The sequence below is a fragment of the Candidatus Symbiopectobacterium sp. NZEC135 genome (genome assembly GCF_025962695.1).
Window position 1 is genome coordinate 1 of sequence record NZ_JAGFPF010001497.1, and the last position, 527, is coordinate 527.

The 527-nt window shown below is 57.3% G+C and carries 1 protein-coding gene; it reads right to left on the reverse strand.

Going from position 1 to position 527, the window contains the following annotated elements; translation table 11 throughout:
- Positions 1–527: ABC transporter permease (locus tag J5224_RS35020; protein WP_264629388.1), on the reverse strand; the 527-nt coding region annotated here is incomplete at both ends.

Consider the following 527-nt stretch of genomic DNA (forward strand, 5'->3'; position numbering starts at 1 on the left):
CCAGGCGGTGCGCAGCGATTCGCGTCCGGCACCGATCATGCTGCCCCAACTGACCCGGTTGGGATCGCCAAAACCGAGAAATGCCAACGCGGATTCAATCAGAATGGACGACGCCACCATGACCGAGGTGGTCACGATGATGGACGGCAGGGCGTTTGGCAGCATTTCCTGAAAGATAATGCGCAGCGACGAAAAACCCTGACTGCGGGCTGCCATCACAAAATCGCTGGCGCGCAGCGAACGAAACTCAGCGCGTACCAGACGGGCAATGGTTGGCCAGGAGGCAATGCCGATCGCGCTGGATATCAGGCCAATCGAGGGATTACCAATGGCGACCAACACCACCACCAATAAGAAGGTGGGAAAGGTTTGGAACAGTTCGGTGATATGCACCAGAACATCGTCGATTGTGCCGCCAAAATAGCCTGCTAATGCACCGACGACGGTGCCGATAGCAAGGCTGACCAACACGGCGCTGAAGCCTATCTGCAACGAAACCTGTGAACCGTGCACAATACCGGCGGCCA